This window comes from Microbacterium terrae, from assembly GCF_017831975.1.
Lineage (GTDB): Bacteria > Actinomycetota > Actinomycetes > Actinomycetales > Microbacteriaceae > Microbacterium > Microbacterium terrae.
This window is the reverse complement of the sequence record NZ_JAFDSS010000001.1, coordinates 2759392-2782208: the sequence shown is the minus strand read 5'-3', so window position 1 is coordinate 2782208 and position 22817 is coordinate 2759392. Positions and strand designations below refer to the sequence as shown.

At 70.1% G+C, this 22817-nt stretch carries 22 protein-coding genes; 18 read left to right on the top strand and 4 right to left on the bottom strand.

Going from position 1 to position 22817, the window contains the following annotated elements; all coding sequences use genetic code 11:
- Nucleotides 1–29: 29 nt before the first annotated feature.
- From tilS to lysS, 13 genes are all read left to right on the top strand, one after another.
- Nucleotides 30–1025 (top strand): tRNA lysidine(34) synthetase TilS, encoded by a 996-nt coding sequence (gene tilS, locus JOD63_RS12740; protein ID WP_045275032.1) that lies wholly within the window; start codon nucleotides 30–32, stop codon nucleotides 1023–1025.
- Nucleotides 1026–1052: 27 nt separating this feature from the next.
- Nucleotides 1053–1604: a hypoxanthine phosphoribosyltransferase gene (hpt, locus tag JOD63_RS12735; RefSeq protein WP_045275033.1), complete on the top strand. Its 552-nt coding sequence runs from the start codon at nucleotides 1053–1055 to the stop codon at nucleotides 1602–1604.
- A 126-nt stretch (nucleotides 1605–1730) separates the two neighbouring features.
- Nucleotides 1731–3737 (top strand): ATP-dependent zinc metalloprotease FtsH, encoded by a 2007-nt coding sequence (gene ftsH, locus JOD63_RS12730; RefSeq protein WP_045275034.1) that lies wholly within the window; start codon nucleotides 1731–1733, stop codon nucleotides 3735–3737.
- Nucleotides 3738–3746: 9 nt separating this feature from the next.
- Nucleotides 3747–4337 (top strand): GTP cyclohydrolase I, encoded by a 591-nt coding sequence (gene folE, locus JOD63_RS12725; RefSeq protein ID WP_045275035.1) that lies wholly within the window; start codon nucleotides 3747–3749, stop codon nucleotides 4335–4337.
- Nucleotides 4338–4348: 11 nt separating this feature from the next.
- Nucleotides 4349–5140: a dihydropteroate synthase gene (gene folP, locus JOD63_RS12720; RefSeq protein ID WP_045275065.1), complete on the top strand. Its 792-nt coding sequence runs from the start codon at nucleotides 4349–4351 to the stop codon at nucleotides 5138–5140.
- Complete coding sequence (folB, locus tag JOD63_RS12715) at nucleotides 5137–5499, top strand: dihydroneopterin aldolase (protein ID WP_045275036.1); 363 nt, start codon at nucleotides 5137–5139, stop codon at nucleotides 5497–5499. Before folP ends, folB begins: the two co-directional genes overlap by 4 nt.
- On the top strand, nucleotides 5496–6029 hold the full coding sequence (gene folK, locus JOD63_RS12710; RefSeq protein ID WP_045275037.1) for a 2-amino-4-hydroxy-6-hydroxymethyldihydropteridine diphosphokinase: 534 nt from the start codon (nucleotides 5496–5498) through the stop codon (nucleotides 6027–6029). Before folB ends, folK begins: the two co-directional genes overlap by 4 nt.
- A complete protein-coding gene (locus JOD63_RS12705) occupies nucleotides 6026–6523 on the top strand; it encodes a DUF3180 domain-containing protein (protein WP_045275038.1) in 498 nt (165 codons plus the stop codon). Before folK ends, JOD63_RS12705 begins: the two co-directional genes overlap by 4 nt.
- A gap of 97 nt (nucleotides 6524–6620) precedes the next feature.
- A complete protein-coding gene (locus JOD63_RS12700) occupies nucleotides 6621–7196 on the top strand; it encodes a PH domain-containing protein (protein WP_045275066.1) in 576 nt (191 codons plus the stop codon).
- Between the two features lie 266 nt (nucleotides 7197–7462).
- The gene (locus tag JOD63_RS12695; RefSeq protein WP_245244739.1) at nucleotides 7463–9085 is read left to right on the top strand and encodes a PH domain-containing protein; all 1623 of its coding nucleotides are present in this window, start codon (nucleotides 7463–7465) and stop codon (nucleotides 9083–9085) included.
- 9 nt (nucleotides 9086–9094) lie between these two features.
- On the top strand, nucleotides 9095–9826 hold the full coding sequence (locus JOD63_RS12690; RefSeq protein ID WP_045274842.1) for a DUF2520 domain-containing protein: 732 nt from the start codon (nucleotides 9095–9097) through the stop codon (nucleotides 9824–9826).
- A gap of 171 nt (nucleotides 9827–9997) precedes the next feature.
- Nucleotides 9998–10792, top strand: coding sequence for an MBL fold metallo-hydrolase (locus JOD63_RS12685; RefSeq protein ID WP_045274843.1), 795 nt, complete (start codon nucleotides 9998–10000; stop codon nucleotides 10790–10792).
- Between the two features lie 72 nt (nucleotides 10793–10864).
- Nucleotides 10865–12394 carry a lysine--tRNA ligase gene (gene lysS / locus JOD63_RS12680; RefSeq protein ID WP_045274844.1) on the top strand — a complete coding sequence of 510 codons (1530 nt, stop codon included), beginning with the start codon at nucleotides 10865–10867 and terminating at the stop codon, nucleotides 12392–12394.
- Nucleotides 12395–12425: 31 nt separating this feature from the next.
- Here lysS and JOD63_RS12675 read toward each other — a convergent pair whose 3' ends face one another.
- Entirely contained in the window at nucleotides 12426–13583 is a 1158-nt protein-coding gene (locus tag JOD63_RS12675) for a DUF4192 family protein (protein ID WP_045274845.1), read from the bottom strand.
- 237 nt (nucleotides 13584–13820) lie between these two features.
- Between JOD63_RS12675 and JOD63_RS12670 the strand changes: the two genes are divergently transcribed.
- The 4 genes from JOD63_RS12670 (at nucleotide 13821) to JOD63_RS12655 (ending at nucleotide 17911) form a co-directional block, all read left to right on the top strand.
- Nucleotides 13821–14069 carry a hypothetical protein gene (locus JOD63_RS12670; RefSeq protein ID WP_045274846.1) on the top strand — a complete coding sequence of 83 codons (249 nt, stop codon included), beginning with the start codon at nucleotides 13821–13823 and terminating at the stop codon, nucleotides 14067–14069.
- Between the two features lie 55 nt (nucleotides 14070–14124).
- Nucleotides 14125–15591 (top strand): cardiolipin synthase, encoded by a 1467-nt coding sequence (cls, locus tag JOD63_RS12665; RefSeq protein ID WP_157003944.1) that lies wholly within the window; start codon nucleotides 14125–14127, stop codon nucleotides 15589–15591.
- Between the two features lie 104 nt (nucleotides 15592–15695).
- The gene (locus tag JOD63_RS12660; RefSeq protein ID WP_045274847.1) at nucleotides 15696–16469 is read left to right on the top strand and encodes a hypothetical protein; all 774 of its coding nucleotides are present in this window, start codon (nucleotides 15696–15698) and stop codon (nucleotides 16467–16469) included.
- A 482-nt stretch (nucleotides 16470–16951) separates the two neighbouring features.
- Entirely contained in the window at nucleotides 16952–17911 is a 960-nt protein-coding gene (locus tag JOD63_RS12655; protein WP_045274848.1) for an endonuclease domain-containing protein, read from the top strand.
- 227 nt (nucleotides 17912–18138) lie between these two features.
- On the opposite strand, the gene JOD63_RS12650 is transcribed toward JOD63_RS12655, so the two are convergent.
- From JOD63_RS12650 to JOD63_RS12640, 3 genes are all read right to left on the bottom strand, one after another.
- Nucleotides 18139–18375: a helix-turn-helix domain-containing protein gene (locus JOD63_RS12650; protein ID WP_045274849.1), complete on the bottom strand. Its 237-nt coding sequence runs from the start codon at nucleotides 18373–18375 to the stop codon at nucleotides 18139–18141.
- Nucleotides 18376–18727: 352 nt separating this feature from the next.
- Nucleotides 18728–19348 carry a hypothetical protein gene (locus JOD63_RS12645; RefSeq protein ID WP_045274850.1) on the bottom strand — a complete coding sequence of 207 codons (621 nt, stop codon included), beginning with the start codon at nucleotides 19346–19348 and terminating at the stop codon, nucleotides 18728–18730.
- On the bottom strand, nucleotides 19348–19971 hold the full coding sequence (locus JOD63_RS12640) for a hypothetical protein (protein WP_052682417.1): 624 nt from the start codon (nucleotides 19969–19971) through the stop codon (nucleotides 19348–19350). The genes JOD63_RS12645 and JOD63_RS12640 overlap by 1 nt, the downstream gene beginning before the upstream one ends.
- 230 nt (nucleotides 19972–20201) lie before the next feature.
- On the opposite strand from JOD63_RS12640, the gene JOD63_RS12635 reads away from it, so the two are divergent.
- Entirely contained in the window at nucleotides 20202–22724 is a 2523-nt protein-coding gene (locus JOD63_RS12635) for an ATP-dependent Clp protease ATP-binding subunit (RefSeq protein WP_045274851.1), read from the top strand.
- Nucleotides 22725–22817: the final 93 nt, after the last annotated feature.

Genomic DNA, 22817 nt, shown 5'->3' with positions numbered 1-22817 from the left:
CGCGAGCGGGGCGCGGGTACCGTGGGCGCATGGACTCGCACCGCCCCGCGCTGCCCCCCGCCGTCGCCGAGGTGCGCCTGGCGGTGCGCCGCGCGCTCGCGGCCCTCGAGCCCGGCTCGACCGTGGTCGTCGCGCTGTCGGGCGGTGCGGACTCGCTCGCACTGGCGGCGGCTGTCGCCTTCGAAGCTCCCAAGCTCGGTCTGCGCGCGGCGTCGGTCACCGTCGATCACGCACTGCAGCCCGGATCCGATGCGGTGGGGGATGCCGCTGCCGCGGCGGCGCGCGCGCTGGGGCTCGAGGCATCCGTCGTCGCCGCCGAGGTGACGGCCGGCGGGGGACCGGAGGCGGCAGCCCGCGACGCCCGCTACCGCGCCCTCGCGCAGGCCGCGCGCGACGCCGGAGCCACCGCCGTGCTCACCGCGCACACCCTCGACGATCAGGCCGAGACGGTGCTGCTGGGTCTTGCACGGGGGAGCGGTGCCGCGAGCCTGCAGGGCATGGCCGAGGCATCCGATCTCGACGGGATCGCACTCCTGCGGCCCCTCCTCGACGTGCGTCGCGCGACGACCCGGGCGGCCTGCGCCGCGGCGGGCCTCGAGCCGTGGGACGACCCGCACAACACCGATCCCCGCTTCGCGCGCGTGCGCGTGCGCGAGACGGTGCTGCCGGTCCTCGAAGCCGAGATCGGCCCCGGCATCGCCGAGGCCCTCGCCCGCACGGCGGCTCAGCTCCGCGAAGACGCCGAGGCCTTCGACGAGATGATCGACGAGACGATCGAAGACATCGTCGAGCACGCCGAGGCGGGCATCTCGGTGTCGGTCGCCGCGCTCGCAGCGAACCCCGCGGCGCTCCGGCACCGCATCATCCGTCATGTCGTCGCGAGCGAGTTCCACCAGAGCCTCACCCGCTCCCAGACGATCGAGGTCGCGCGGCTCGTCACCGACTGGGCAGGACAGGGCCCGATCGACCTGCCCGGATGCTCGGCCCGGCGCATCGGCGGGCGCCTCGCATTCACCGCGCGCTGACAGACTCGCCTGCCTAGACTCGTACGCATGCGCGCGGCCGACATCGCTTCAGACCTGACCGACGTCCTCGTCACCGAGGAGCAGATCCACACCCGACTCGACGAGGTCGCCGCGCAGGTCGCGGCCGACTACGACGGCAAGGACCTCGTGCTCGTGGGTGTGCTGAAGGGCGCGGTCATGGTGATGGCCGATTTCGCGCGGGCCCTCCCGACCCTCGTGCCCATGGACTGGATGGCGGTGTCGTCGTACGGCGCGAGCACCAAGTCGAGCGGCGTCGTGCAGATCCGCAAGGACCTCGACACCGACCTCCACGGCAAGCACGTGCTCATCGTCGAGGACATCATCGACTCGGGCCTGACCCTCAGCTGGCTGCTCGAGAACTTCGCCTCGCGCGGTGCCGCCTCGATCGAGGTGTTCGCGCTGCTGCGCAAGCCCGAGGCGGCCAAGGTCGTCATCGACTGCAAGTACGTCGGCTTCGACATCCCGAACGACTTCGTGGTCGGCTACGGCCTCGACTACGCCGAGAAGTACCGCAACCTGCGCGACGTCGCCGTGCTCGCGCCGCACGTCTACAGCTGATTACGCCCTCGGTGAATCCGCAGGTGACCCACAAGAAGCCCGCGATACCCTGAAGGCCACTGCCGTGGCGGCATCCGTCCGCTTCGGGCAGCTCGTCGACGAAGGGATCGGGCCGGCGCCCGCACCATGGACTTCAAGAAGATCACCCGCAATCCGCTCTTCTATGTGCTGATGATCGGGCTGCTCCTCATCGTGGGCTTCTCGCTCATCACCAGCCTCGGAGGGGCCAAGCAGATCTCGACCCAGGAGGGTCTGGAGCTGCTCGCGGGAGAGACGGTCACCGAGGTGGTCAACACCGACGGCGACCAGCGCGTCGACATGAAGCTGTCGAGCGACTACGACGGTGCGACCGACGTGCAGTTCTACTACGTCTCGGCGCGTGCCGACGAGGTCGTCGACGCGATCAACGCGGCAGACCCGTCCGACGGCTTCAACGACGTGGTTCCGCGCGCGACCTGGTTCGACGGCTTCATCTCGCTGCTGCTTCCGATCCTGCTCCTCGGTCTGCTGTTCTGGTGGCTGCTTTCGAGCGCCCAGGGCGGCGGCGGCAAGGTGATGCAGTTCGGCAAGTCGCGCGCGAAGCTCGTCACCAAGGAGATGCCGCAGGTGACGTTCCAGGATGTCGCCGGCTCCGACGAGGCGATCGAAGAGCTCGAGGAGATCAAGGACTTCCTGAAGGACCCGACGCGCTTCCAGGCCGTCGGCGCCCGCATCCCGAAGGGCGTGCTGCTGTACGGCCCTCCCGGAACGGGCAAGACCCTCCTCGCGCGCGCCGTCGCCGGTGAGGCCGGCGTGCCGTTCTACTCGATCTCGGGCTCGGACTTCGTCGAGATGTTCGTGGGCGTCGGCGCCAGCCGCGTGCGCGACCTGTTCAACCAGGCCAAGGAGAGCGCTCCGGCGATCATCTTCATCGACGAGATCGACGCCGTCGGCCGTCACCGCGGCGCCGGCATGGGCGGCGGTCACGACGAGCGCGAGCAGACGCTCAACCAGATGCTCGTCGAGATGGACGGCTTCGACCCCAAGGCGAACGTGATCGTCATCGCGGCGACCAACCGTCCCGACATCCTCGACCCCGCGCTTCTGCGCCCGGGGCGCTTCGACCGTCAGATCGGCGTGGACGCCCCCGACCTCAAGGGCCGTCAGAAGATCCTCGAGGTGCACGGCCGGGGCAAGCCCCTCGCCGATGGCGTCGACCTCGAGGTCGTCGCCCGCAAGACCCCCGGGTTCACCGGTGCCGACCTCGCGAACGTCCTCAACGAGGCCGCGCTGCTCACCGCACGATCGAACGCGCAGCTCATCGACAACCGCGCGCTCGACGAGGCGATCGACCGCGTGCTCGCCGGTCCGCAGCGCCGCACCCGGGTGATGAAGGACAAGGAGAAGCTCATCACCGCGTACCACGAGGGCGGTCACGCCCTCGCCGCCGCGGCGATGAACCACACCGACCCGGTCACCAAGGTGACGATCCTGCCCCGCGGCAAGGCCCTCGGCTACACGATGGTGCTCCCCCTCGACGACAAGTACTCGATCACCCGCAACGAGCTGCAGGACCAGCTCGCCTACGCCATGGGCGGTCGTGTCGCCGAGGAGATCGTCTTCCACGACCCCACCACCGGCGCGTCGAACGACATCGAGAAGGCGACGAGCATCGCGCGCAAGATGGTCACCGAGTACGGCATGACGATGGACGTCGGTCCGGTGAAGCTCGGCTCGTCGTCGGGCGAGGTCTTCATGGGACGCGACATGGGCCACGGCCGCGACTTCTCGGAGCGCGTCGCGGAGCGCGTCGACGTGCAGGTGCGCGGACTCATCGAGCAGGCGCACAACGAGGCGTACGAGGTGATCAACGCCAACCGCGACGTGCTCGACCGCCTGGCGCTCGCGCTCCTCGAGAAGGAGACGCTCGACCACCTCGAGCTCGCCGACATCTTCAGCGACGTCAAGAAGCTGCCGCCGCGTCCGCAGTGGCTCTCGAGCGAGCAGCGCCCCGTCTCGCAGCTGCCTCCGGTCGACGTGCCCGCCCGTGTGGAGCAGCAGCCCGTCGCGGCTTCCGTCGAGGCCGAGGAGACCGTCGCCGAGACCGCACCGAAGCGCCGCCCGACCGGACAGGCGCGCCCCGCGACCGCGTAGGCTCGGCCTGTGGCGGTGAACCGTGAGCGTGTGGCCGAGCTCGTGCGCGAGCTTCTCGAGGCGATCGGCGAGGATCCGGATCGCCCGGGGCTGCGGCAGACGCCCACCCGCGTAGCCGACGCCTACGCCGAGTTCTTCGCAGGAGTGGGCGAGGATGCCGCGGCACCGCTCGCGCAGACCATCTCGGTCTCGCGCGGCCCGGCCCCCGAGACGCTGCCGAGCGGCGCGGTGATGCTCCGCGACATCCGGTTCCGCTCGGTGTGCGAGCACCACCTGCTGCCGTTCCGCGGTCTCGCGCACATCGCGTACCTTCCGGGCGAGCAGGTGGTCGGCCTCGGCGCGCTCCCCAAGGTGGTCGACGTGCTGGCGGCGCGCCCGCAGGTGCAGGAGCGGCTCGGCGAGCAGATCGCCGACGCGATCGCCGGCGCCCTCGACACGCGGGGAGTGCTCGTGGTGCTGGATGCCGCGCACGAGTGCCTCACGATGCGCGGCGGACGACAGCCCGACGCGACCACGGTGACCGTCGCAGCCCGGGGGGAGCTTGCGGAGCCCGCGGCCCGCGCCGAGATCATCGCACTCCTCACCGGGGTGCGACCGTGACCACGCTCATCATGGGGGTCGTCAACGTGACCCCCGATTCGTTCAGCGACGGCGGGCGCTACCTCGACCCCGAGGCGGCCATCACCCACGGGCTGAGCCTGCGCGCAGCGGGGGCGCACCTGCTCGACGTCGGCGGCGAGTCCACCCGGCCCGGCGCGCAGCGCGTGGCGCCCGAGCTGGAGCAGGAGCGCGTGCTCCCCGTCGTGCGCGCACTCGCCGAGGCCGGCGCATCCGTCAGCATCGACACAATGCACGCGTCGACGGCGCGCGCGGCGGTCGACGCCGGAGCGGTGATCGTCAACGATGTCTCGGGAGGACTCGCCGACCCCGACATGCTCGCGGCGGTCGCCGAGACCCGTGCCGACATCGTGCTGTGCCACTGGCGCGGGCACTCCGCCGACATGTACGCGCGCGCTCGCTACGACGATGTCGTCGCCGACGTGCGCACCGAACTCGCGGAGCGCGTCGCGGCGGCCGCGGCAGCGGGCATCGCGCCCTCCCGGGTGATCGTCGACCCCAACTTCGGCTTCGGCAAGAAGGGCGAGCAGAACTGGGCGGTGCTGCGGGGGCTCCCGAAGCTCGTGGCGATGGGGCCGCGCGTGCTCGTCGGCACGAGCCGCAAGAAGTTCCTCGCCGAGATGCTCGAGGAGACGGGCGTCGAGCCCACCCAGGAGGGCCGCGATCTCGCGACCGCGATGACGAGCCTGCTCGCCCAGCAGGCCGGCGTCTGGGGCGTGCGTGTGCACGACGTCGCGGTGACCCGTCTGGCATTGGCCGTGGGCGAACGAGGAGGCAGGCCGTGACCGATGAGATCACTCTGAGCGGACTCCGGGTGTTCGGACGCCACGGCGTGTATCCCGACGAGCGCCGCGACGGGCAGGACTTCGTCGTCGACGTCACCCTGCACGTCGACACCCGCCCCGCAGCGACGAGCGACGATGTCGCCGACACGGTGCACTACGGCGAATTGGCCGAGAAGCTCGCCGCGGTCGTCGCCGGCGACCCGGTGGACCTGCTCGAGACGCTCGCGCAGCGGCTCGCCGACGTCGTGCTCGCCGACGGGAGGGTGGAGCGCACCCGAGTGACGGTGCACAAGCCGCACGCGCCGATCCCGCTCGCATTCGGTGACGTCTCGGTGTCGATCGAGCGGAGTCGACCGTGAGCCGGCGACTGGCCGAAGGCATCAGCCTCGATGAGCCGAAGCCGCACCCGGCCGCGACCGACGCCGTCGTTGCATACGGGGCGAACCTCGGCGACCGCGCAGCGACCATCGCCGCCGCGCTCGAGGAGCTCACCCGGGTGCCGCTGGTCGAAGCGGTGCTCGCGTCGCAGCCCGTCGAGTCCGTCGCGGTGACGCTGGAGGGCGAGGATGCCTCGGCTCCGGCCTACCTGAACGGTGTGGCCATCGTGACGACGCGCCTGGCGCCCACTGTGCTCCTCGCCTACCTCCACGCGATCGAGGCGAGACACGGACGCGAGCGGCGCGAGCGGTGGGGGTCGCGCACCCTCGACCTCGACCTCATCGCCTTCGGCGACGTCCGGAGTGACACCCCCACCCTGCAGCTGCCGCACCCGCGGGCCGCCGAGCGCGAGTTCGTGCTCGCGCCGTGGCTGAGCGTCGACCCCGATGCCGTGCTCTCGGGCGTCGGTCGCGTCGACGAGGCGCTGGCGCGGCTGCGGAGCGACGCATGAAGCGCACCGGTGCCGGCATCCTCGTGATCGCCGCCGTCCTCGGTGCGGGCGGTGGGTTCCTGCTCGATCAGCTGCTCACCGCGAACGGGCGGGCGACGTTCACGCCCGCGGTCACGCTGCCGATCCTCCTCTTCGCGCTCGGCGTGATCGTCGTGGTGCTCGCGCTGCCGATCCGTCGCGCGACGCGGAGCTCGGCCGGCGGGCGCGTCGATCCGTTCCGGGCGGTCCGCATCGCGATGCTGGCGAAGGCGTCGAGCATTGTGGGCGCCGCCGTCGGAGGGATGGCCCTCGGCCTGATCCTCTTCCTCGTGACCCGACCCGTCACACCCTCGCTAGGCTCGATGGCGACGACCATCGCCACCGCGGTGTGCGGCGCTGCGCTCATCGCGGCAGGGCTCGTCGCAGAGCACCTGTGCACCATCGGGAAGGACGACGATGACGAACATCCCGGAGGCGACGACCCCGGACTCACCCCTCGACTCCACGACCACTGACGCGGTCGCGGGACCGGCGCGGGTCGAGGTGCCGGCCGTCGAGGAGTCGGCCGTCGGGGAGCCGGCCGTCGGGGAGCCGGCCACCGAGGAGCCGGCCGTGGCGGCGGCATCCGCCGATCGTGCGCAGGGTGCGGATGCCCCGGTCGTCGATGCGGGTGAGGAGTTCGCGAAGATCATCGAGCCGCGATCCGAGAACCGTCTGGTGCTCGAAGCGGGCGTGTGGCATCAGATCTCGCCGAAGTACGTGCGCGTCCAGTTCATCTCCGGGGGCTCGATGCTCGCGATCGTGGTCGCCGCCACTCTCGTCGTCGCCCTCGTGTTCGGCCAGGCGTGGGCCTGGATCCCGGGCGGCATCCTCTCGGTGATCCTGGGGTGGACGCTCGCGATCATGCCTCGCCAGGCGCGTGCGATCGGCTACCAGCTGCGCGACGACGACCTGGTGTTCCGCAAGGGCATCCTGTGGCAGCGGTTCGTCGCCGTGCCGTACGGGCGGATGCAGCTCGTCGACATCACGCATGGGCCGCTGGACCGCGGCTTCGGCATCGCGCAGCTGAAGCTCGTGACCGCCGCGGCATCGACGAACGTCGTGATCCCGGGGCTCGCCCAATCGACCGCCGAGACACTGCGCGACCACCTCGTCGCCGTCGCCGAGAGCCGGCGCACCGGGCTATGACCGATCCGTTCCCGCCGGGCGCGGGGGAGTCCGCGTCTGAGGCCGCCGCGCCGTCGAGTGCCGGTGGGTCGGCACCCGAGCCTGCCGCGCCGTCGAGCCCTGGTGGGTCCGCGTCTGAGCCCGCCCCGCCGCCGAGCGCCGGTGGGTCGGCACCCGAGCCTGCCGTGCCGTCCAGCGTGCAGCATCCGTCGGCTCCTCCGGCGTCGCTGGTGCGATCGCCGCTCAGCGACGGCGAGTGGCACCGACTGCACCCGCTGACGCCGCTCATGCGCGGCGGCCTCGTGCTGATCGTCGTGGTCGGCATCATCGTGTCGAACCTGCGCGACCGTCTCGTGTACGTCTTCCTGCCGTGGCTGGTGCCCGACTCCTCCGACGAGTTCGGCGACTACGAGCAGTGGGAGAGCTCGGGCGACCCGATCGACTTCATCGTCGTGAACAACCTGTACGTGGTCGCAGCCCTCGCCGTGCTGGCCGTGCTGATCGTCGTCGTGGCCTTCTTCTACCTGTCGTGGCGGTTCCACACCTTCCGCATCACCGACGACGACGTCGAGGTGCGCAGCGGAGTGCTGTTCCGCACGCACCGGCGTGCGCCGCTCGACCGCGTGCAGGGCGTGAACCTCACCCGGCCGATGGTCGCGCGCGTGCTGGGTATGGGCAAGCTCGAGGTGGTCGGCGCCGGCGCCGACTCGAACGTGAAGCTCGAATACCTGTCGACGACGAACGCCGAGGCGGTGCGGGCCGACATCCTCCGCCTGGCGTCGGGGCGGCGCCTCGCCGCGGCGGGCGGGGGATCGGCTGCCGGGACGGTGGCTGCGGGCTCCCGCGTCGCGCAGCTCGGCAACACCGTCTCGCGCGGGCTCACCGGCATCATCGAGGGCGACGAAGCACCCGTCGACGAGCCCGAGTCGGTCGTCGACATCCCGGTCGGACGCCTCATCGCGTCGCACGTGATCAGCATGTCGACGCTCGGTCTGATCGTCGCGATCGTCGCGATCATCGTCGGGGTGTCGCAGGGCGTCACCTGGCTGCTGTTCGGGTTCGTTCCCGCGCTCATCGGCTTCGGCGCCTACTGGGTGCGGTCGATCGTGCGGTCGCTGCGCTACTCGATCGCGCCGACGTCCGACGGGGTGCGCATCACCTTCGGGCTGCTCACGACGGTCACCGAGACGGTTCCGCCCGGCCGCGTGCACGCGGTCGAGGTCACCCAGCCCATCCTGTGGCGGCCCGCCGGATGGTGGATGGTGCGCATCAACCGGCTCACCGGGCGCAACGCCGCCGACGGCAGCGTCGACCAGTTCACCACCGTGCTGCCGGTCGGCACCGCCGCCGACGTCGAGCGGGTGCTCCGCCTGATCCTGCCTTCGGTGCCCGAGGCGGAGTGGCCGCTGATCGTGCGGGAGGGGATGCTGGGTCCGCACGATGGCGACACGCTCGTGAACACCCCGCGTCGCGCCCGCTGGATCCGACCCCTGTCGTGGAAGCGCAACGGCTACCGCCTGACCGGCGATGTGCTGCTGCTGCGTCGGGGGTTCATCTGGCGCAAGCTCTCGGTGCTGCCCCTCGCCCGTCTGCAGAGCATCGCGCTGCACCAGGGACCCGTCGATCGGATGCTCGGCGTCGCCGGCCTCCGCGGCAACGTGGTGAGCGGTCCGGTCTACCCGATGCTCGCCGCGATCGACCGGGACGGTGCCTTGGCGCTGTTCGCAGGCATCGCCCGCGCCACGGTGCTCGCGGCCTCGGGTGATCGCACCCACCGCTGGGGCGAGGCGACGGATGCGGTACCCGCGGCGGAAGCGTCGGTGGCCGCGCCCGCGCCCGCACCCGCGACGCCCCCGGCCGCACGCGCGACGCCCCCAGCCGCGCCCGCGGCACCCCCGCCCGTCGGTTAGCATCGTCGGATGCTCGGCACCTCTCGCCTCGGGATCGGCATCATCGGCGCAGGCCGCGTGGGGCCGGTGATCGGCGCAGCACTCGCCGGAGCCGGGCACGCCCTCGTGGGTGTCACGGCCGGGGCGGACAGCGACCGCGTCGAGGCCGTACTGCCCGGAGTCCCGGTGCTCGAGCCCGCCGAGATCGCACGTCGCAGCCAGCTCGTGGTGATCGCGGTGCCCGCCGATCAGCTCGCGGGGCTCGTGGCCGGCCTCGCCGAGATGGATGCGTGGCAGATGGGCCAGCTCGTGCTCCACACCGATCCGGCTCAGGGCGTCGGCATCCTCGCTCCGGCCGCCGCGCAGGGGGCGATCCCGCTCGCGGTGCATCCGGCGATCGCGTTCACGGGAACCTCGATCGATCTTCGGACTCTGAACGGCGCCTTCGCGGCGGTGACCGCACCGGCACCGGTGCTGCCGATCGCACAGGCGCTCGCCGTCGAGCTCGGGTGCGAGCCGGTCGTCGTCGCCGAGGAGGATCGCGCCGCGTACGCCGAGGCGATCGCGACCGCCACGGAGTTCTCGCGCTCGATCGTCGCGCAGTCGACCTCGCTCCTGGCGCGTGCCGGGGTCGACAACCCCGGCGCCTACCTCTTCTCGCTCATGCACTCCACGATCGATCATGCGCTCGCCGAGGCCGGCGCCGGCGCGGCGACGGGGTCTGGAGCCGGAGACCTCGGCACCACTACGATCGACGAGTGATCGGGGCGCTCCTCGGGTCGTCGACCTGCCGAGTGCGCTGACCGCGGGGATCGACGCGCTGCAGCAAGCGGGCGCAGAGCACGCCCCGAGCTTCGCCGGGTGAGGCCCCTCGCGCCCGCGTCGCAGTCGCCCCCCCGCAGTACCTCGACATCGGCTGATCCGGAGGCTGAGATGCGCATCACCCGTATCGGCGGACCCACCGCGCTCGTGGAGTGGGAGGGGTGGCGCATCCTCACCGATCCGACGTTCGATCCTCCCGGTCGCCGGTACGACTTCGGATTCGGAACCAACTCGGTCAAGACGGTGGGGCCGGCTGTCGACCTCGCCGACCTCGGCGACATCGACCTCGTGCTGCTCAGTCATCACCACCACGCCGACAACCTCGACGACGCCGGACGAGCGGCGCTCGCGTCGGCACGCACCGTATTGACCACGACCGCCGGGGCCGCATCGCTCACGCGGACGAAGCCGGATGCTCTCGCCGACGTGCGCGGCCTGCGCGCGGGGGACAGCACCGTGGTGACTGCCGACGGCAAGCCGCCGCTGACCGTGACCGGCACACCCTGTCGGCACGGCGCACCGCTCACGCGCCCGATCGTCGGACCCGTGGTGGGATTCGCGCTCTCGCTCGCTGACAGTGCTCGCCCCGGCCTGTGGATGACCGGCGACACGGTGCTCTACGGTGCCCTGCTCCGGGCGATGACGGGCCTTCGGCCCGACGTCGCGCTCGTGCACATGGGTGCTGTGAAGTTCCCGCTGACGGGGCCGCTCGCGTACACGATGGACGCGGCCGATGCCGTCGAGCTGATCGAGGCCGTCGATCCGGGGACCGTCGTGCCCGTGCACGTCGAAGGCTGGAGCCATTTCTCGCAGCAGGAAGAGGCGGCGGCCGTCGTCCTGGCGGCGAGCACGGTGCGGGACCGTGTGCGATGGGCGACGCTCGGCGAACCCCTCGAGGTGGGTTGACCGGCCGTCGCAGCGCGCGCCGAGACGGCGCCGATAGAATTGGCGCGACTTTGTGCAAGGAGCCCTGCCGCGATGACCGACACCCCCGCGAACACCCCCGCTGACGCCCCCGAGCCGACCGAAGACGACGTCTTCGAGCAGAAGGCCGTGCGCCTGGCGAAGCGCGAGCGACTCATCGATGCCCGGACGGATGCCGCGGGCGGCGCCTATCCGGTGGCGGTGCCGATCACCACGACCATCCCGGCGCTGCGCGCCGAGTACGGCGAGCTCGAAGCCGGTGCCGAGACCGGCGTCACCGTCGGCGTCGCGGGCCGCATCGTCTTCAGCCGCAACACCGGCAAGCTCTGCTTCGCGTCGCTGCAGGCCGGCGACGGCAGTCGCATCCAGGCGATGGTGTCCCTCGCGAACGTGGGCGACGAGTCGCTCGCGGCGTGGAAGGAGCTCGTCGACCTCGGCGACCACGTCTTCGTCTCGGGCGAGGTCATCTCGAGCCGCCGCGGCGAGCTGTCGATCATGGTGTCGGAGTGGCAGATCGCGTCGAAGGCGATCCTGCCCCTGCCGAACCTCCACTCCGAGCTGTCGGAGGAGAGCCGCGTCCGCAGCCGCTTCCTCGACCTGATCGTGCGCGACCGCGCCCGCGAGACGGTCATCGCCCGGGCCAAGACCAACGCCAGCGTGCGGCAGACGTTCGCCTCGCACGGCTTCCTCGAGGTGGAGACCCCGATGCTGCAGGTGCAGCACGGCGGAGCATCCGCTCGTCCCTTCATCACGAACTCGAATGCGTTCGACGCCGACCTGTACCTGCGCATCGCGCCCGAGCTGTTCCTCAAGCGCGCCGTCGTCGGCGGCATCGATCGCGTGTTCGAGATCAACCGCAACTTCCGCAACGAGGGTGCCGACTCCACGCACAGCCCCGAGTTCGTGATGATCGAGGCCTACCAGGCCTACTCGGACTACAACGGCATCGCCGACCTCACCCAGGAGCTGATCCAGAACGCCGCGATCGCGGTCGCCGGGTCGACCACCGTCACCTGGGCCGACGGCACCGAGTACGACCTCGGCGGTCAGTGGGACCGTCTGCCGATGTACGGCTCGCTGTCGGAGGCATCCGGGCGCACCGTCACGCCCGAGACCCCGCTCGACGAGCTCGTCGCGTTCGCGAACGAGGCGGGAGTCGACCTGCCGCCGCATCCCACGCACGGCAAGCTCGTCGAAGAGCTGTGGGAGCACTTCGTCAAGCCCGGCCTCACCCGCCCGACCTTCGTGATGGACTTCCCGATCGACACGAGCCCGCTCGTGCGCGAGCACCGCTCGATCCCCGGCGTCGTCGAGAAGTGGGACCTGTACACGCGCGGCTTCGAGCTCGCCACGGGGTACTCGGAGCTCGTCGATCCCGTGATCCAGCGCGAGCGCTTCGTGGAGCAGGCGAAGCTCGCCGCGCGCGGCGACGTCGAGGCCATGCGCATCGACGAGGAGTTCCTGCGTGCGCTCGAGCACGGCATGCCGCCCACCGGTGGCATGGGCATGGGGATCGACCGTCTGCTGATGGCCATCACCGGCCTCGGCATCCGCGAGACGATCCTCTTCCCGCTCGTCAAGTAGTCCGGTCGCGAAAGGGTGGCGCATCCGTGCGTCACTCCCCGCGACGCCGGAACGCCCAGTCGGGCAGGTGACCGGCCTCGACGAACGCCGTCACGATGCCGGACAGGCCGTGATCGGGGTCGATCTCGAGCGCGGTGCGCGCGTGGATCGCAGCGTGCGTCGAACGCCCGAGAGCCCAGGCCAGCCACGCTGCTGCTCCCAGGGCTCCGGGGCGATGCGCGCTGGGCGCGGCGGCGGCGAGACGCCGCGTGAGGCGGAGAGCGACATCGAGCCGTGCGGCATCGGGTTGGTCGCCCTCGCCCCACATGAATCTGGCGAGGTGGGCGGGGTAGGCCTCGCCCTCTTCCCACCGCAGCTGCGCTTCCAGTGCGCGATCGCCCGCGCCGGCACCCAGCGCCCACTGCGCCAGGGCGATGTCGCGCACGGCCGGGCGCTCGAGACACCAGATGAGCAGTGCCGTCTCGTAGGCGTCGAGCTCGGCGTGTCCCACGGCGAGGGCGCTCTCGAACGTGGCGGGCAGGTCGTCGAGCGCCAGCACAGCAGCGAGACCCCGCGGGTCGATCCGGTCGGATCGGGCGGTGGTGCGCTTCGGTGGCCGGCTGGCGCCCCGCTCGTCGTCGAGGCGACCGCACATCGCCTCCACCGCTCTGTCGAGGTCGGCCAGCGCGGTCTCGACCAGCGCCGCGTCGGCGGCGTCGACGACGGGGAGTGCCGCACCGGCGTCCTGATCGGGATCGGGCTGCTCCGCCGCCGCACCGTCATCGGCGTCCGCGAGTTCGGTGAGTCTGCGGCCTCCGGCCGGGGCCTCGTCGTCGAAGTACGAGCACCAGCCGTCGGTCGCCACCACGAGCGCGTCGGTCACGCGGAGCCCGCACGCGTCTGCTCGCCGCTCCAGCGCGTCGACGAGGTCTCGATGCGGGGGCGCCGTCGAGCCGGCGAAGGCGGCGTCGGTGTAGACGGCGATCGCGATGGCGTCGACGTCGGACACCCGACAGGCGAGCCCGACGATCGTCGCGGCAGCGCTGTCGTGGCCGTCGGAGCCGGAGTCGGGCAGATCGAACCTCATCGCCCCGAGACTTCGGGTGCCCGCGAAGGGCACGAGCACCAGGCTCCGAGCCGGGCGGAACCCGAGCATGCGGGGGAGGAGGGCGAGGAATTCGGCGGCGTTCGCGGCCTTCACAATGGTCATCGCCCGATCCTCGCGGGGTGGGGAAGCGCAGAACGGGGATGCCGGCGCGGGCGGAGCAACCCGTTCGCGGGGCCCGGTGTTTAGAGCTGGGTGAACCCCGCGGGCGGTCCAATCGACTGCGATCGCAGGAATTCTGCCACGCCAAGGAGGGGATGCCTGTGGACTGTGCAGGTAGGGCTGCTGCTGTGGAGGAACCGGCGCGGGAAGGGCGCCGGCTGAGCCGCGTATCCTGGACGGGTGGAGAACTACTGGGTCGCCGTGCTGTGGTCGCTTCTGCCGACCGTGGTGGTGAGCGCCATCTTCTTCTTCGTGCTTCGCGGGGTCATCCGCGCCGACCGCAACGAGCGTCGGGCGTACTCGAAGATCGAGGCCGAAGAGCGCGCGAAGCGCGGACTGCCGCCGGTCGCGGCGTCCGTCACCGCATCCTCCACAGGTGCAGCCGCCGAGGTTGCTGCCGACGCCGGCTCCGGCGCAACCGGCCGCTGACCCCGGCCCCCACTACGCTGGGGCTCACACCCTCGGGGCGGGGCAGGGAGGCGCAGTGATCAGCATCACGTTCGATGCGACGTGGTGGGCCGTGGTCGTTCTGGTCGTCGACCTTGCGATCCGTATCACCGCGATCATCGTCGTCCCCCGCAATCGCCGCCCGACCGCGGCGATGGCCTGGCTCCTCGCGATCTACTTCATCCCGATCGTCGGCGTCTTCCTCTTCCTGCTCATCGGCAACCCGCGCCTGCCGCGCAAGCGCCGTCGTCAGCAGCAGGCGATCAACGAGTACATCCACGAGACGAGTGCTGCACTCGACTTCGGCACGCTGCGGCCGCATGCGCCGCACTGGTTCACATCGCTGGTCACCCTCAACCGCAACCTCGGCGCGATGCCTCTCTCGGGCGACAACGGCGCGCACCTCATCTCGGGCTATCAGGAGAGCCTCGACGAGATGGCATCCGCGATCCGCACCGCCGAGCGGTACGTGCACATCGAGTTCTACATCTTCCAGTCCGATGCCTCGACCGACAACCTGTTCCGCGCACTCGAAGAGGTCGCAGCCCGCGGCGTCACGGTGCGGGTGCTGCTCGATCACTGGGCGAACCGCGGCAAGCCGTATTACCGGCGCACGCTCAAGCGGCTCGACGCGATGGGCGCGCACTGGCGGCTGATGCTCCCGGTGCAGCCGCTCAAGGGCAAGTATCAGCGGCCCGATCTGCGCAACCACCGCAAGCTCCTGGTCGTCGACGGCAGGGTCGCGTTCACCGGGTCGCAGAACGTCACCGACTCGACGTACAACCTCAAGAAGAACATCCGGCGCGGACTCCACTGGGTCGACCTCATGGCGCGCATCGACGGGCCGGTCGTGGCATCCGTCAACGCCGTCTTCCTGAGCGACTGGTACAGCGAGACCGACGAGATCCTCACCGACGAGATCGACCTCTTCCAGGTCGCACCGGGAACGGGCGACCTCGACTGCCAGATCGTTCCGTCGGGGCCGGGGTTCGAGTTCCAGAACAACCTCAAGCTGTTCGCCGGCCTCCTCTATGCGGCCGAGCGCAAGATCATCATCGTCAGTCCCTACTTCGTGCCCGACGAGGCGCTGTTGCTCGCCATCACGACGGCGTGCCAGCGCGGGATCCACGTCGAACTCTTCGTGTCAGAGGAAGGTGACCAGGCGCTCGTCTATCACGCTCAGCGCAGCTATTACGAGGCGCTGCTGCGCGCCGGCGTGAAGATCTGGATGTACCAGCGGCCGTACATCCTGCACTCCAAGTCGATGACGATCGACGACGAGGTCGCCATCATCGGCTCGAGCAACATGGACATGCGCTCCTTCGGTCTGAACATGGAGATCTCGATGCTCGTGCGCGGCGAAGAGTTCGTCACCGAGCTGCGCGGGGTCGAAGACACCTATCGGTCGCTGTCGCGCGAACTCACGTCCGACGAGTGGAAGCAGCAGCCGCTGCGGTCGACCGTTCTCGACAACCTCGCCCGCCTCACATCGGCGTTGCAGTGAGATTCCGTGCGACTGATCCTGAGATGCCACCTGCATCTGCGACACCATAGGGGTGACGGATGCCGCGCACCGCGGCGACCGCATGCCTGGAAGGGGCTCCGGCCATGACTCGACGCCTGTCTCCACTCGCCGCCGCGGCGGGCCTGGTGCTGCTGCTCGGCGGGATGCTCACCGCCTGTGCGACGCCGGCGGGATCGGGATCGGGATCGGGCTCGGGGGTTTCGCCCTCGGGGTCGTCATCCGCGCCCGCCGCCACCGGTGGGAGTGACGATGCGACCGGTGGAGACGACGCAGACGTGGATGCCGCGTGGCTCGACGCCGGACGGCTGATCGGCGTCGTCACCTACGGCAGCTCCACCTGCGTGCCGGAGGTGGGCGAGGTCACCCTTGACGGAGCCGTGCTCACCGTCGAGCTCATCGACGACGCCGAGGCCGCCTGCACGCGGGACTTCGTGCCCCGCGTGAACGTGGTCGGCGCAGCGGACATCGACCCGAACCAGGAGCTGGAGGTGCGTGTCATCGGCGACGCCTACGCCGGAGACGCCGACCTCGACGCACTGCCCGCCGACCTCGTCGGCGGCGCCGAGACCGACTACCTGCCGAGCGCGGGGTGGACCGATGAAGACGGCCAGTTCGTCATCCTCACCTGGGGCTCGTCGGGATGCCCGCCCGAGATCGCGTCGGTCGAAGCCACCGGGGCGACCGAGGTGACGGCGACGTTCGTCGACCCGCCGGCCGATCAGGTCTGCACGATGGACATGGCCCCGCGCGCCCTCGTCGCCGCCGTAGCGGGCGTCGAGGACGAGGACGCTCTGGTGGAGCTCGTGCTCACCGGCGGCGAGTTCACCGGCCAGCGGGTCACGATCCTCCCGAACTGACCACGGGCGCCCTCCTTCGGCTGCTGCCTCGCGGTGCGGCGCCTTTGGTGCGGTGCGGTGCCTGGGGCGCGGTTCTGTCGACGGAACATGGCCCGCACAGTCTTAGCGGAGCCCGTGGCCAGGTCGTCTTCGCGCCGGGGCAATCCGGACCTCCCCGCCGTTCGCGGCCGGGTCTCGCCGCTCGCCCTGAGTTCCACCTCTCAGTTCAGGGGAGCCCAGCCCCATCCTCTGGGGGTGGAGCGGTCCCACGCTCAATTCCACCCCCAGAACTTGGAGTGGATTAGCCCAAAGCGTGGGGGTGGAGTGTAGGCCCGATGAGTTCCACCCCCAGGATCTGGGGTTGGGTGGCCCAAAGCGTGGGGGTGGAGCGTTGGGCCAGGTGGTGTCGGCGGGGCTCCTCCACATGACCGGGGCGGAAGGCGCGCATCCACGAGAACGGGAACCTCGGCTCGAGAACGCGCGACCGCGACCACGATCAGTGGATGCCTCGACTGCTTCCTGAACGGCTCGGTGACCGGTTCACGGTACGCACCGCTCGCGAATCGGGCGTCTCATACGAACGGCTCCGCTCCGCCGATCTCGAGCGTCCGTTTCAGGGGGTGCGCATCCGCGCGGACCGCGACGACTCCCCCATCTGGTTCGACCGCCACGGTAGACCCCGTGGAGAGCTCGAGCGTCGGCACATCAGCACCGCACTCGCATACGCGGGCTGCATGCGGGAGGGCGACTTCTTCAGCCACATCACGGCAGCGATCCTGTGGGACATCCCCTTGCCGCCCCATGTCGTCGCGGAGGCAGATGTCGACGTGTCGATGCATCCGCCTACGAAGTATGTGCGTCGGCGAGGGGTCGTCGGTCATGAGACGCGGCCGAAGACCGCCCGGTTTCGTGAGCATCCGCAGTTCCGCGTGCCTGTTGCAACGCCGGCGACCACCTGGGCGATGCTCGCCGGCGCGCTTCGAGACCCGCGAGATCTCGTCGCCGCGGCCGACGCGATCGTGCGCACGTGGCGGGTTGATGAGCCTCTCGCGACGACGGTCGAACTGAGCTCCGCCGTCGCGGCGGGGCGCCGAGTTGGCGTGGGACGACTACGCGAAGCGCTGCCGCACGTGCGACTGCGCTCCGGCTCGCGCCCGGAGACTCACCTTCGACTGGCGATCGTCGACGGGATGCTGCCAGAACCCCATCTCAACTTCGATGTACTCGTGCGTGGCGAGAAGGTCGCGTGCGTGGATCTTGCATACCCGGATCTGCAGATCGCGATCGAATACGAGGGCGAGCACCACCTCACGGATCCCGCGCAGTGGGCGCAGGACATCGAGCGATATGAGCGGCTCGCGGCAGCCGGGTGGCACGTGCTGCGTGTGACGAAGTCGGAAGTCTTCGGTGACAATCGAAAGCTGCTCGAGCGCATCCGTGCCGCGATCCACTCCCGGTCGTGACCCGGTCCGCTGCTTGGTCGATCCAGCTCGGCGCTCCGCCCCCAGAACTCGTTGCCGCTGACCCCAGTTCCTGGGGGTGGAGCGAAGGGGGTGCTGCTCCACCCCCAGGGATTGGGATGCGGGCGCCCAGGTCTTGGGGGTGGAACATGACGCGGGGGCAAGCCGGCAGGCAGCCGTAGTCGGCAAGCAGCCGCAGCAGCCGGAGGACGGCGGCTGGCCAGAGGAGCTCAGTCGGCGCGGACCAGCAGCTCGCCGATCTCGCAGTCGAGCGCCCGGCAGATCGCCGAGAGGGTCGAATAGCGGATCGCGCGGGCACGGTCGTTCTTGAGCACAGAGAGGTTCACCACCGAGACCCCGACGAGCTCCGACAGCCGGGTCAGGGTCATCCCGCGCGCTTCCAGAAGCTCGTCGAGCCGGCAGTGCACGCCCGAGGGGCCCTCGTCTTCGGCCGTCGCGGGCGTCATCGCGCGACTCCGGACGTCGCGCCGGCCGCACCTAATCCCGCAACGACAGCCGCGCCGGCCGCACCGGATGTCGCACCGCCGGCTGCACCGCGCGCCGCAACGCCGGCCGCAAAGCCGGCCGCACCGGATGTCGTACCGCAGGATGCACCGCGCGCCGCAACGCCGCGCGCCGCACAGCCGCGCGCCGCAACGCCGCGCGCCGCGCCGGCCGCACTGCCCGCCTTCGCCGGCACCATTCGGGGCGGCCGCGTTGCAGCCGCGCCCCCGGGTTGAGCCCCGAGCGTGCCATGCACCGAACCCCGCCCGGCGCAGTGCAACCCACGCACGCCGTGCACTCCGTGCCCGTGCGCCATCAGACCAGACCCTCGCTGTCGCGCTGCATCCTTCGCCCTCGTTCGAACACTCCCGCGAGCATGGAGATGGCGATCGAGGCCACCCAGATCGGCAGATACGGCACGAACTGGATCATGTGCAGCGGCTCCCACGGGATGCCGAGCATCGCGTACGTGCCGCTGCGGCCCAGCGCCTCGGTGATGAGCACGAGGCACGCGCCGAGGAACATCGTGCCGCCGATGATCGTCAGCGAGCGCGCGGTCACCGGCGTGAACAGCCGGCCGGCGCGGAATGCGAGAGCCAGCCGGACGAGCGCCGCGAGCACGATCAGCACCGCGACGGCTGCGGTCACGATCGACGCCGCGAACCACAGCAGAGTCGCCGTGTCGAGACCGGGCGCCAGCACCGTCGCGCCGGTCGCAATGTAGGTGTCGGCCGCGCCGGCGCTCCCGAGGGTCGCGGTCACCGGCTGCGGCTGCATCGGGAACGGCACCGCCGGTCCCTCCTCACGGAACACGTCGACCACGCCCTTGACCGCGGCGAGGATCACGGCGAGTGCTGCGATCGACGAGAACACGATCACATCGAGGATGCCGCGCACCGGCGTCTCGGCGACCGGGGGAGTCGCGGGTGCGCTCATCAGACCAGCCCTTCCGTGTCGCGGCGCAGGCGGTCGCCGACCGAGAACGCGGTCGTGGCGATCGATCCGATGAAGGCGACGCCGAACAGCTGCACCGGGTCGACCGAGAGGATGACGTTGTCGAACGTGCGCTCCGAGATCCACGCGAAGGCGCCGTTCGCGCCCATGTTCGCGAAGAACGGCGCGAGCATCACGCCGACGAGACCGGTGAGGAACGCCGTCGCGACGAAGGCGGTGTTGCGACGGCTGAACATGCGCCCCCGCATGACGTTCCACATCAGCAGCAGCAGGCACGTCACCACGATGACGACCGTCAGCACCACCACGATCTGCTCGATCACGAGAGCCCCGACCGACGCGACCGGAAGCTCCGGCGGCAGCAGGTAGGCGCTCTCGAGCTCCACGGTCGTCGCGGCGCCGTCCGGACCGATCGGCGCCTCGGCCGGAGTGCCCGCGAACTCGGCGTACACGCGCACCCCGTCGTTGCCGACCACCTCGATCACCCGCAGCACGGCGGTGACGATCGTCCCGATCACGAGCGCCGCACCGAGGAAGAAGTAGAACGACATCACCCACATGTCCGCACGGGACCAGGTCTTGCCCGACGTTCTCTCCGCAGTCATCATCAACTCCATATCGATTGTCGTTGTTATCGAAAAACGATATGACTCGACGGCCGACTCGTCAAGACCCGAGATGCGACGGATGCTGCGGGCCGGCGGCATCCGTCATCTACAGACCTCTCCGATATGCCCACGGCGAACATCGCCATGCGCTCCCGTGTGCCTCGTTACCCTCGTTGTAAGGCGCCAGAGGTGCATCACCGCACCCCGAGCGCCCGGAGGAGTGAACGATGTTCGAGAGATTCACCGACCGTGCCCGTCGTGTGGTCGTCCTCGCCCAAGAAGAGGCGAAGATGCTCAACCACAACTACATCGGCACCGAGCACATCCTGCTCGGGCTCATCCACGAGGGCGAGGGCGTCGCCGCCAAGGCGCTCGAGAGTCTCGGCATCTCGCTCGACGCAGTGCGCGAGCAGGTGCAGGACATCATCGGCCAGGGTCAGCAGCAGCCGACCGGGCACATCCCCTTCACCCCGCGCGCCAAGAAGGTGCTCGAGCTGTCGCTGCGCGAAGCGCTGCAGCTCGGCCACAACTACATCGGCACCGAGCACATCCTCCTCGGCCTCATCCGCGAGGGCGAGGGCGTCGCCGCCCAGGTGCTGGTCAAGCTCGGCGCAGACCTGAACAAGGTGCGCCAGCAGGTGATCCAGCTGCTGAGCGGCTACCAGGGCAAGGAGCCCGCCGCCGTCTCGGGCGCCGCGAGCGAGTCGCAGACCACCGCGCAGGGCGGTTCGCAGGTGCTCGACCAGTTCGGTCGCAACCTCACCCAGGCTGCCCGCGACAACAAGCTCGACCCGGTGATCGGTCGCGAGAAGGAGATCGAGCGGGTCATGCAGATCCTCTCGCGCCGCTCCAAGAACAACCCCGTCCTCATCGGCGAGCCCGGCGTCGGCAAGACCGCCGTCGTCGAGGGCCTCGCGCAGGCGATCGTCAAGGGCGATGTGCCCGAGACGCTCAAGGACAAGCAGCTGTACTCGCTCGACCTCGGCTCGCTCATCGCGGGCTCCCGCTACCGCGGCGACTTCGAGGAGCGCCTGAAGAAGGTCACCAAGGAGATCCGCACCCGCGGCGACATCATCGTCTTCATCGACGAGATCCACACGCTCGTCGGTGCCGGTGCAGCCGAGGGCGCGATCGACGCCGCCAGCATCCTGAAGCCCCTCCTCGCGCGCGGCGAGCTGCAGACGATCGGCGCGACCACGCTCGACGAGTACCGCAAGCACTTCGAGAAGGATGCCGCGCTCGAGCGCCGCTTCCAGCCGATCCAGGTCGCCGAGCCGAGCCTGCCCCACGCGATCAACATCCTGAAGGGCCTGCGCGACCGCTACGAGGCGCACCACAAGGTGCAGATCACCGACGGCGCCATCGTCGCCGCGGCGAACCTCGCCGACCGCTACATCTCCGACCGGTTCCTGCCCGACAAGGCGATCGACCTGATCGACGAGGCCGGTGCGCGTCTGCGGCTGAGCATCCTCTCGAGCCCGCCGGAGTTGCGCGAGTTCGACGAGAAGATCGCCAAGGTCCGCGAGGACAAGGAGAAGGCGTCGGAGGACCAGGACTTCGAGAAGGCCGCGTCGCTGCGCGACGAGGAGAAGTCGCTCCTCGCCGAGCGTCTGCGCCTCGAGAAGCAGTGGCGCTCGGGCGACGTCGCGTCGCACGCGGTCGTCGACGAGGGCCTGATCGCCGAGGTGCTCGCCCAGGCCACCGGCATCCCGGTCTTCAAGCTGACCGAGGAGGAGTCGAGCCGCCTCGTCTTCATGGAGAAGGCGCTGCACCAGCGCGTCATCGGCCAGGAGGAGGCGATCGCCGCACTGTCGAAGACGATCCGTCGTCAGCGCGCCGGTCTCAAGGACCCGAAGCGTCCCTCGGGCTCGTTCATCTTCGCCGGCCCCACGGGCGTCGGAAAGACCGAGCTCGCCAAGGCGCTCGCCGAGTTCCTCTTCGACGACGAGCACGCGCTCATCTCGCTCGACATGAGCGAGTTCGGCGAGAAGCACACGGTCAGCCGTCTGTTCGGTGCCCCTCCCGGATTCGTCGGATTCGAAGAGGGCGGCCAGCTCACCGAGAAGGTGCGTCGCAAGCCGTTCTCGGTCGTGCTCTTCGACGAGATCGAGAAGGCCCACCCCGACATCTTCAACTCGCTGCTGCAGATCCTCGAAGAGGGTCGCCTGACCGATGGTCAGGGACGCGTCATCGACTTCAAGAACACGGTCATCATCATGACGACGAACCTCGGTTCGTCGGCGATCGCGGGCGGACCCGTCGGCTTCCAGGTGGAGGGCGACCAGGGCACCACCTACGAGCGGATGAAGGGCAAGGTCAACGAGGAGCTCAAGCGCAACTTCAAGCCCGAGTTCCTCAACCGCGTCGACGACATCATCGTCTTCCCGCAGCTGTCCAAGCCCGAGCTGCGTCAGATCGTGGGCCTGTTCACCAAGCGCCTCGGCGAGCGTCTGCTCGACCGTGACATGACGGTGGAACTGACGGATGCCGCGAAGGACAAGCTGATCGAGATCGGCTTCGACCCGGCCCTCGGCGCTCGGCCGCTGCGTCGTGCGATGCAGCGCGAGGTCGAGGACCGCCTGTCGGAGAAGATCCTGCACGGCGAGCTCAACCCCGGCGACCACGTGAAGGTCGACGTCGAGAACGGCGAGTTCGCGTTCGAGCACGGCCCGCGCGGCGAGAAGGTCGCCGTCGGCGTCGTCCACAACGGCGAGATCTCGGCGACGCCCGACCTCGCAGCCAACGCGTAGGCGACGAGCGACACGTCACGGGAGGGCGGATGCTTCGGCATCCGCCCTCCCGTCGTTCGCGGTCGGAGCGGTTCGGGGCTCTACGCTGGAGCG

What these genes read in the sequence shown, in the direction of transcription:
- hpt (WP_045275033.1), top strand. Translation starts at nt 1,053, where the DNA reads ATGCGCGCGGCCGACATCGCTTCAGACCTGACCGACGTCCTCGTCACC.
- JOD63_RS12635 (WP_045274851.1), top strand. Translation starts at nt 20,202, where the DNA reads ATGTTCGAGAGATTCACCGACCGTGCCCGTCGTGTGGTCGTCCTCGCC.
- ftsH (WP_045275034.1), top strand. Translation starts at nt 1,731, where the DNA reads ATGGACTTCAAGAAGATCACCCGCAATCCGCTCTTCTATGTGCTGATG.
- folP (WP_045275065.1), top strand. Translation starts at nt 4,349, where the DNA reads ATGGGGGTCGTCAACGTGACCCCCGATTCGTTCAGCGACGGCGGGCGC.
- tilS (WP_045275032.1), top strand. Translation starts at nt 30, where the DNA reads ATGGACTCGCACCGCCCCGCGCTGCCCCCCGCCGTCGCCGAGGTGCGC.
- JOD63_RS12690 (WP_045274842.1), top strand. Translation starts at nt 9,095, where the DNA reads ATGCTCGGCACCTCTCGCCTCGGGATCGGCATCATCGGCGCAGGCCGC.
- JOD63_RS12660 (WP_045274847.1), top strand. Translation starts at nt 15,696, where the DNA reads ATGACTCGACGCCTGTCTCCACTCGCCGCCGCGGCGGGCCTGGTGCTG.
- JOD63_RS12655 (WP_045274848.1), top strand. Translation starts at nt 16,952, where the DNA reads ATGCCTCGACTGCTTCCTGAACGGCTCGGTGACCGGTTCACGGTACGC.
- JOD63_RS12675 (WP_045274845.1), bottom strand. Translation starts at nt 13,583, where the DNA reads ATGACCATTGTGAAGGCCGCGAACGCCGCCGAATTCCTCGCCCTCCTC.
- JOD63_RS12685 (WP_045274843.1), top strand. Translation starts at nt 9,998, where the DNA reads ATGCGCATCACCCGTATCGGCGGACCCACCGCGCTCGTGGAGTGGGAG.
- JOD63_RS12695 (WP_245244739.1), top strand. Translation starts at nt 7,463, where the DNA reads ATGCGCGGCGGCCTCGTGCTGATCGTCGTGGTCGGCATCATCGTGTCG.
- JOD63_RS12645 (WP_045274850.1), bottom strand. Translation starts at nt 19,348, where the DNA reads ATGAGCGCACCCGCGACTCCCCCGGTCGCCGAGACGCCGGTGCGCGGC.
- JOD63_RS12640 (WP_052682417.1), bottom strand. Translation starts at nt 19,971, where the DNA reads ATGACTGCGGAGAGAACGTCGGGCAAGACCTGGTCCCGTGCGGACATG.
- lysS (WP_045274844.1), top strand. Translation starts at nt 10,865, where the DNA reads ATGACCGACACCCCCGCGAACACCCCCGCTGACGCCCCCGAGCCGACC.
- JOD63_RS12650 (WP_045274849.1), bottom strand. Translation starts at nt 18,375, where the DNA reads ATGACGCCCGCGACGGCCGAAGACGAGGGCCCCTCGGGCGTGCACTGC.
- JOD63_RS12705 (WP_045275038.1), top strand. Translation starts at nt 6,026, where the DNA reads ATGAAGCGCACCGGTGCCGGCATCCTCGTGATCGCCGCCGTCCTCGGT.